The sequence below is a fragment of the Micromonospora sp. NPDC047074 genome (assembly GCF_040643815.1).
In the GTDB taxonomy this organism is placed as follows: Bacteria; Actinomycetota; Actinomycetes; order Mycobacteriales; family Micromonosporaceae; genus Micromonospora.
On sequence record NZ_JBEYVB010000075.1, the window covers coordinates 1 to 6,913 of the forward strand.

Genomic DNA, 6,913 nt, shown 5'->3' on the forward strand with positions numbered 1-6,913 from the left:
GGCCCGGCCGCGCCGCCGGATCCGTGGGCGCCGCTGCCGCCCGTCGCCGTGCTGCCCATCCCCGCCGCCGCGCCGCTGCCCACCGGACCGCTGCCCGCGGGCGGCCCGTTCGCCCAGCCGGGGCAGGACACCGGCAGCGGCGCCTGGGGGCCGGTCCCGCCGACCCGGGAGGACCGGGCCGAGCCACCGCCGTCCCGGCGACGCCGGGCCGCGCTGTTCGGCGCGGCGGCCACCGTGTTCGTGGTGTTGGCGGGAGTGGTGGGGACGACGGCTGTCCTCTCCGACGACGACCCGGCCGGCGGGAACGTGCCGGCGGCGCTGACCGGCGAGTCCGGAGCGACGGGATCGCCCTCCGCCGCGGTCGGCGACGGTACGGGCGAACTGCGCGTCGGGCCCTCGCCGACAGCCATCCGTTCGACGGTTCCGTCGGCGTCGGCCACGCCGTCCGCGGCGTCGCCCGACCGCTCCCCGGCACCGACGGCCGGGGGCGGCGAGCCGACCGTGACCGCTTCGGGGCGGCCCAGTTCCACCCCGACGACCAGCCGGCCGGAGAAGCCGAACCCGTACACGCCGGTCGAGGCGTGCGGCAGCGGGTACCAGGTGGTCGACTCGGCCCCGCTGACCGCCTCCGGCACCCGCAAGGGCAGGGTCTACCTGCTCTATCACGCCGGCACCGGCTACAACTGCGTGGTCACGATGAAGGAGTCGGCGGTGGGCACGGCGACGGCCGCATCGGCCTGGCTGGAGGTCCAGGGTCGCGCGCGCAGCACCGACAGCGGGTCGTTCTCGTACTACGCCGGGCCGGTGCGGGCCAAGGCGCCCGGGGTCTGCGTGAAGTGGGGCGGCGCCACGGGCGGGGCCAGCTACGGCAGCGGCTTCGAACACTGCGGCTGAGCACGGCCCACGTACGGAGGCGACGGGTCGGCCCGCCGGAACCGCTCACCCGGTGGGAGCCGGCCGCACCCCATACCTCCGGGGGGCCGACATCCAGACCCTGGCTCTAAAGTACGGGCATGTCCGTTGACGGGTGGAACACGGTCCTGGTGCTCGGCGGCATCCGGTCCGGAAAGTCCGAGTTCGCCGAGTCCCTGGTGGCCGACGCGCCGACGGTCCGTTACGTGGCCACCGCCGCGGACGCGCCCGCCGACGACCCGGAGTGGGCGGCCCGGCTGGCGGCGCACCGCGCCCGTCGTCCGGAGACCTGGACCACCGAGGAGACCGCCGACGAGCCGCGCCGCCTGGCGGAGGTGATCGCCTCCGCCGGTCCGAACGACACGCTGCTCGTCGACGACCTCGGCGGCTGGGCGACCGTGCTGCTCGACCCGGCCCACCAGCCGGCCGACGACACCGCCACCATCGCCGAGCTGGCGGCCGCGGTCCGTGCCTGCGCGGGCCGGCTGGTGCTGGTCAGCCCCGAGGTCGGGTTGTCGCTGGTGCCCACCACCCCGCTCGGCCGGGCGTTCACCGACGCGCTCGGGGCAGCCAACCGGGCGGTCGCCGACGCCTGCGACGCCGTGGTCCTCGTGGTCGCCGGCCAGGCCGCCTGGCTGAAGCCGGGCGCGCCGGCACCGGCCGCCGTGCCGGCACAGCCTGGCCCGGCCACGGCTCCCCCGGCCACGGCTCCCCCGGCCACCGCTGCCCCGATCGCCGCCACGGCCGCCGTGACGGGTGTCCCGGCGACCTCCCCGGAGGTGCTCACCCCCACCGCCACCGGCGTGGCCCGCCCCGTGGCCCCGGCCGCCACCGTGCCGGGTGGGGACACCGGGGCGGGCGGTGCCGGGTGGGCCGCGCCGACCATGGCGCTGCCGATGGTCGCCACGGGTCTGGTCATCCAGGCCGGCATGGAACTGCCCATGCCCGACGAGTACACCGGCCCGCAGGCGATCGAACGGCTCGCCACCCTGGACGTGCCCGGCGCGGGGCTGGGCGTACTGGAGCGGGCGGTCAGCTTCGCGGCCGCCACCCAGGGCACCGCCACGCCCGCTCCCTGGGACGCCGTGCGGGTGCTGCTGCTGCATGGCGACCACCTCGGCGACGTCGCCGCCGGCACCGTCGCGGGCGAGTCGGCCCGCCGGGCCCGGCAGGCCCGCGCCGGCCGGGGGGTGCTGGCCCGCCTGGCCGGCGAGTGCGGCGCCGAGCTCCAGGTCGTACAGGCTCCGCCGGCCGCCCCGATGGAGGCCGAGCCGGCGCTGACCGGCGAGCAGGTCGAGGCGGCCCTGCGGTACGGCTGGCGGCTCGCCGAGGAGGCCGCCGACGCGGGCGTACGACTGCTGGTGCTCGGGGCGTGCGGCGCCGGCACCGAGGCCGCCGCGGCGGCGGTGCTGGCCGCGACGGCGGGTGCCGAGGCGCCCACCGTGCTCGGCCGGGTGGTCACCGAGACGGGCGAGATCGACGACGCGGCCTGGATGCGGCGGTGCGCGGCGGTCCGGGACGCCCTGCACCGGACCCGGCACTCGCCGCGCGGCGCCAAGGACGTGCTGGCCGAGCTGGGCGGCGGCGACGTCGCCGTGGCCACCGGCGTCCTGCTCGGCGCCACCGCCCGCCGGGTGCCGGTCATGCTGGACGGGCCGGTCGGCGTGGCCGCCGCCATGGTCACCCGCGACCTGGCCGGCCAGGCCCGGCACTGGTGCCTGCTGGCCGACCACGGCGGGCACCCCGCCGTCCGGCTCGCCGCCGACGTGCTCGGCCTGACCCCGCTGCTCGACCTGCGGCTCGACCTCGGCGAGGGCGCGAACGCGCTGGCCGCGCTGCCGCTGCTGCGCTCGGTGCTGGCGCTGGCCGCCGCGCTGCCGACCCGTCCGGGCCCCGGCGACGAAGAGCCCGCCGACGACGAGTCCGACCACGACGGGCCCGGCAACGACGGGCCCGGCAACGAACCGGGCAGTGCCGGGCCGGGCAGTGCCGGGCCGGGGACCGCCCCCGACGTGGCGCCGGAGACCGGGCCGGCCGCCGACGAGCCCGACTTCCGCGAGCCGGAGCCGGCGGGCCCGGGGCCGACCAGCACCGGACCGGAGACGGAGCCGGTCGACCCGTCCGGCCGGCGTGCCGACTGAGTCACGGCTCGCCGACGGGGCGCGGCTGGCGCTGACCACCTTCACCACCCTGCCGGTGCGCGCCGGCCGCATCGACCGGCCGGTGGCGGGCGCGGCCATGGCGCTCGCGCCGGCGGTCGGCGTGCTGCTCGGCGCCGTCCTCGCCGGGGTCCTGCTGCTTCCGGGCGCGCTCGCGCCCCCGCTGGTCGCGGCGGGGCTGACCGTGGGCGCCGGGGCGCTGCTCACCCGGGGGCTGCACCTGGACGGGCTGGCCGACACCGTGGACGCGCTGGGGTCGTACCGGCGGGGGGCGGCCGCGCTGGAGATCATGAAGAAGCCGGACGTGGGCCCGTTCGGGGTGGTCGCGCTGGTGGTCGTACTCCTGGTGCAGGCGGCGGCCCTCGCGGAGCTGGCCGCCCGGTCGTGGCCGGCGGCGCTCGCGGCGGTGGTCACGGCCACCGCCGCCGGCCGGTTCGGGGTGGCGGTGGCCTGCCGGCGCGGGGTCCCGGCCGCCCGCCCGGACGGGCTCGGCGCGCTGGTCGCCGGCACCGTCGGGCCGATCGCCCTGGTCGCCGGGGCGGTCGCCGTCGCGCTGCCGGCCCTCGCGGCCGTGCCGGGTCGCCCGTGGCAGGGGCCGCTCGCCGTCGCAGCCGCCCTCGCCGTCGCGGTGGGGCTGCTGCGACACGTGGTACGCCGGCTCGGCGGCGTCACCGGCGACGTGCTCGGCGCGACCGTGGAGGTGGTCACCACGCTGGTCTACCTGGGACTGGTGCTGTCCGGCTGAACCGGGCACGTCGCGCCGGGTAGCGTTCTCCCACGACAGCACCGGCGCGGCCAACCGGGGGACGACATGCTCATCACGGACGACTTCCTGCCCGTACCGGTTCCGGAGTCGCTGAGCGCGACCTACCTGGTGCCCATGAAAGGGCTGCCGAAGGTGAGCGCGAAGACCGCGGTCGCGGGGCTCACCGGCCGGCTGTCAGAGCCCGTGCACGGGCTGGCGCGGCACATGCTCGACAGCCCGCTGATGAGCGTGGACACCCGGCCCGTCGCCGAGTTTCCCGAGCTGCCGCCGGATCTGCTCACCGCGTTCGGCGCCACCGAGGCGCAGCTGGCCCGGCTGGCCGCCGCGACCCACCTGGTGGTGGTGCAGGCCGAGTACCGGCCCGGCTGGCCGCCGGCCCACGAGTGGGCGGCCCGGGCGGTGGCCGCCGCCGTCGCCGAGACCGTCGACAGCGACGTGGTGGACGTCTTCGGCCTGCAGTTCCTCGACCCGGCGACGGCGCTGCGCTCGCTGCCCGACGACCAGGGGCGGATCCGGCTGGTCGACTGGGTGCTGGTGCCCTACTCCTCCGACGCCGAGGGTCTCTGGTTCACCACGAAGGGGCTGCGCCGCTTCGGGCTGCTGGAGTTGCAGACCCAGGGCGTGCCGGACCACCTGACCCGGGCCTGGGGCGCGGTGATGACCGGTGCCGCCCGGCGGTTGCTGCGGGACTGGACCGACGGGCTCTCCGGGGACGAGGTGCCCGCGTTCGTGCAGCTCCCGGTGCTGGCGACGGTGACCGGGCACGACATCGCGGTGGCGTACGGCAACCCGGAGCAGCACGGGGCGACGGCGCCGGTGCTGCTCCGGCTGGAGCTGGACCCGGCCACCGACCCGGACGCCGACTCGTTCCTCAGCCTGCGCCCGCCCGCCGGGCACTCCGGGCCGGACGGCCGCTACTACGCCGCCGCCTGCGCCACCCTCTTCTCCGGCATCCAGCCGGACGTGCGTTACGCCCGCTCGGGCGACGCGATGAGCAGGGCGGTCGCCACCGCCCAGGCGGGGCTGGGCGACATCCGGGCCCGGTTCCGCGCCGGGCAGCTTCCGCCGGAGACCCAGCTCGTGGTGAAGTACGGCCTGCCCGGTGACGACGGCCCCGAGCTGGTCTGGGCCGCGGTGACCTCCTGGGACGCGCCGGAGCGGATCGTGGCCGCCAGCGCCTGCGACGCCAACACCGACCCCACCGTCCGCATCGGCTCGCCCGTGGTGGTGGCGGCGGCCGACGTCGTCGACTGGGCCGTGCTCGACGGCACCGGCGTCATCGAGGGCGGCTGGACCCAGGCCGTCCTCGACGCGGGCGAACGCCCCCGTCCCCCGCTCTGAGCGGCGCCGGGCGGGTCACCGCACCGAGGGGGTCACGAACGGGGGGCGGGTGACGCGCATCTGGGCCCGTCGGCCCCGGATGTCGACCTCGACCAGGTCGCCGTCGGCGAGGCCGGCGGCGGTGTCCAGCAGCGCCAGGGCGATGCCCTGCTTCTTCGTCGGCGAGAACGTGCCGCTGGTGATCGTGCCGACCTGCCCGTCGCCGGAGTGCACCGCCATGCCGGGGCGCGGGATCGCCCGGTCGACCGCCTCCAGGCCGCGCAGCGTACGCGCCGGGCCGGCGGCCTTCTCGGCGAGCAACGCGTCCCGGCCCCAGAAGGCCGGCTTGTCCCAGCCGACCGCCCAGCCGGACCGGGCCTGCACGGGGGTGATCTCCAGCGACAGGTCCTGGCCGTGCAGCGGGTACCCCATCTCGGTGCGCAGGGTGTCCCGGGCGGCCAGCCCGCAGGCGCGCAGGTCGGGGCCGGCGGCGAAGAGCGCGTCCCAGACCGCGACGGCGTCGGCGGCCGGCGCCACCAGCTCGTAGCCCAGTTCCCCGGTGTAGCCGGTGCGGCACACCGTCAGCTCGACCCCGTCCAGCGTCGCGGCGGAGAAGCTCATGTAGTCGTGCCCGGTCGGCAGGCCCAGCGCGTCGAGCAGCTCGGCCGAGCGCGGCCCCTGCACGGCGAGGACCGCGTACGCCTCGTGCTCGTCGGTGACCGTGACCGACGCCGGGGCGGCGGCGCGGAGCCGGCGCACCACCTCGGCGGTGTTCGCGGCGTTCGGGATGAGGAAGACGTGGTCGTCGGCGTGCAGGTAGGCGATGATGTCGTCGACCACGCCGCCGGTGGCGTCGTCGCAGCAGAGGGTGTACTGCGCCCGGCCCGGGCCGATCCGGCCCAGGTCGTTGCTGAGGCAGGCGTTGACGAACTCCGCCGCGCCCGGCCCGGTGACCCGCGCCTTGCCCAAATGGGAGACGTCGAAGACGCCCACCCCCTCGCGGACCGCGGCGTGTTCCTTGAGCACCCCGCCCCCGGCGTACTCCAGTGGCATCTCCCAGCCACCGAACGGGGCGAACTTGGCGCCGCGAGCGGTGTGCCGCTCGTGCAGCGGGGAACGGCGCAACCGGGTCGCGGCGGCGTCGGTAGTCACGTCGGTCATGGGTGGGAACTTACCGGGGGCTGGCCGGCTGGTTAGCATCGGCGGGACCCGCCGGATACGTCGGCGGGACAGCCCCGTCCTCCAGCGGGTACGTTCCGCCGGAGACCATCACCGCCGGAAGCGACGATGCGACCGGCCCGGCCCGCCCGGAGAGTAGCTTCAGTGACATCGCCGAGCACCACCCTGAGCCTGGTCGACACCGACCCCGCCGAGCTCGCCGTCGACGCGATCGTGATCGGCGTGCACAGCCAGACCGGAGAGCAGGACGCCACGAGCGGCCTCGCCGGGACCCTGCTGCTGGCCAGCGGCGCGGAGAGCATCGCCGCCGCGTTCGACGGCAAGCTGACCGAGACGCTGGCCCTGCTGGGCGCGACCGGTGGCCCCGGCGAGGTGATCAAGCTGGCCACGCTGGGCACCGTGACGGCCCCGGTGGTCGCCGCCGTCGGGCTCGGCCCGGAGCCGACCGGCGCCGCCCCGGCGCCGGAGACCCTGCGCCGGGCCCGCTCCGTTGCTGCGCCGCACGGGTGTGCGCGGCCCGTCCTTGGTGGCGACCGTCAACAGCCGTTCTAGGAACGCGGTCTTGCCGTCGCCAGCG

The 6,913-nt window shown here is 77.3% G+C and carries 4 protein-coding genes and 2 pseudogenes; 5 read left to right on the forward strand and 1 reads right to left on the reverse strand.

Annotated features, from left to right (window positions below):
• The 4 genes and pseudogenes from ABZ809_RS34290 to ABZ809_RS34305 form a co-directional block, all read left to right on the forward strand.
• A pseudogene (locus tag ABZ809_RS34290) lies at positions 1-894 on the forward strand (hypothetical protein); the annotation flags it as partial.
• A 119-nt stretch (positions 895-1,013) separates the two neighbouring features.
• A complete protein-coding gene (locus ABZ809_RS34295; RefSeq protein ID WP_357566813.1) occupies positions 1,014-3,053 on the forward strand; it encodes a bifunctional adenosylcobinamide kinase/adenosylcobinamide-phosphate guanylyltransferase in 2,040 nt (679 codons plus the stop codon).
• Positions 3,043-3,816 (forward strand): adenosylcobinamide-GDP ribazoletransferase, encoded by a 774-nt coding sequence (locus tag ABZ809_RS34300; protein ID WP_357566814.1) that lies wholly within the window; start codon positions 3,043-3,045, stop codon positions 3,814-3,816. The genes ABZ809_RS34295 and ABZ809_RS34300 overlap by 11 nt, the downstream gene beginning before the upstream one ends.
• Before the next feature lie 66 nt (positions 3,817-3,882).
• Entirely contained in the window at positions 3,883-5,178 is a 1,296-nt protein-coding gene (locus ABZ809_RS34305) for a DUF2314 domain-containing protein (RefSeq protein ID WP_357566815.1), read from the forward strand.
• Between the two features lie 15 nt (positions 5,179-5,193).
• Here ABZ809_RS34305 and gcvT read toward each other — a convergent pair whose 3' ends face one another.
• The gene (gene gcvT / locus ABZ809_RS34310) at positions 5,194-6,318 is read right to left on the reverse strand and encodes a glycine cleavage system aminomethyltransferase GcvT (RefSeq protein ID WP_357566816.1); all 1,125 of its coding nucleotides are present in this window, start codon (positions 6,316-6,318) and stop codon (positions 5,194-5,196) included.
• A gap of 162 nt (positions 6,319-6,480) precedes the next feature.
• On the opposite strand from gcvT, the pseudogene ABZ809_RS34315 reads away from it, so the two are divergent.
• Positions 6,481-6,819: pseudogene (locus ABZ809_RS34315) on the forward strand (M17 family peptidase N-terminal domain-containing protein); the annotation flags it as partial.
• Positions 6,820-6,913: the final 94 nt, after the last annotated feature.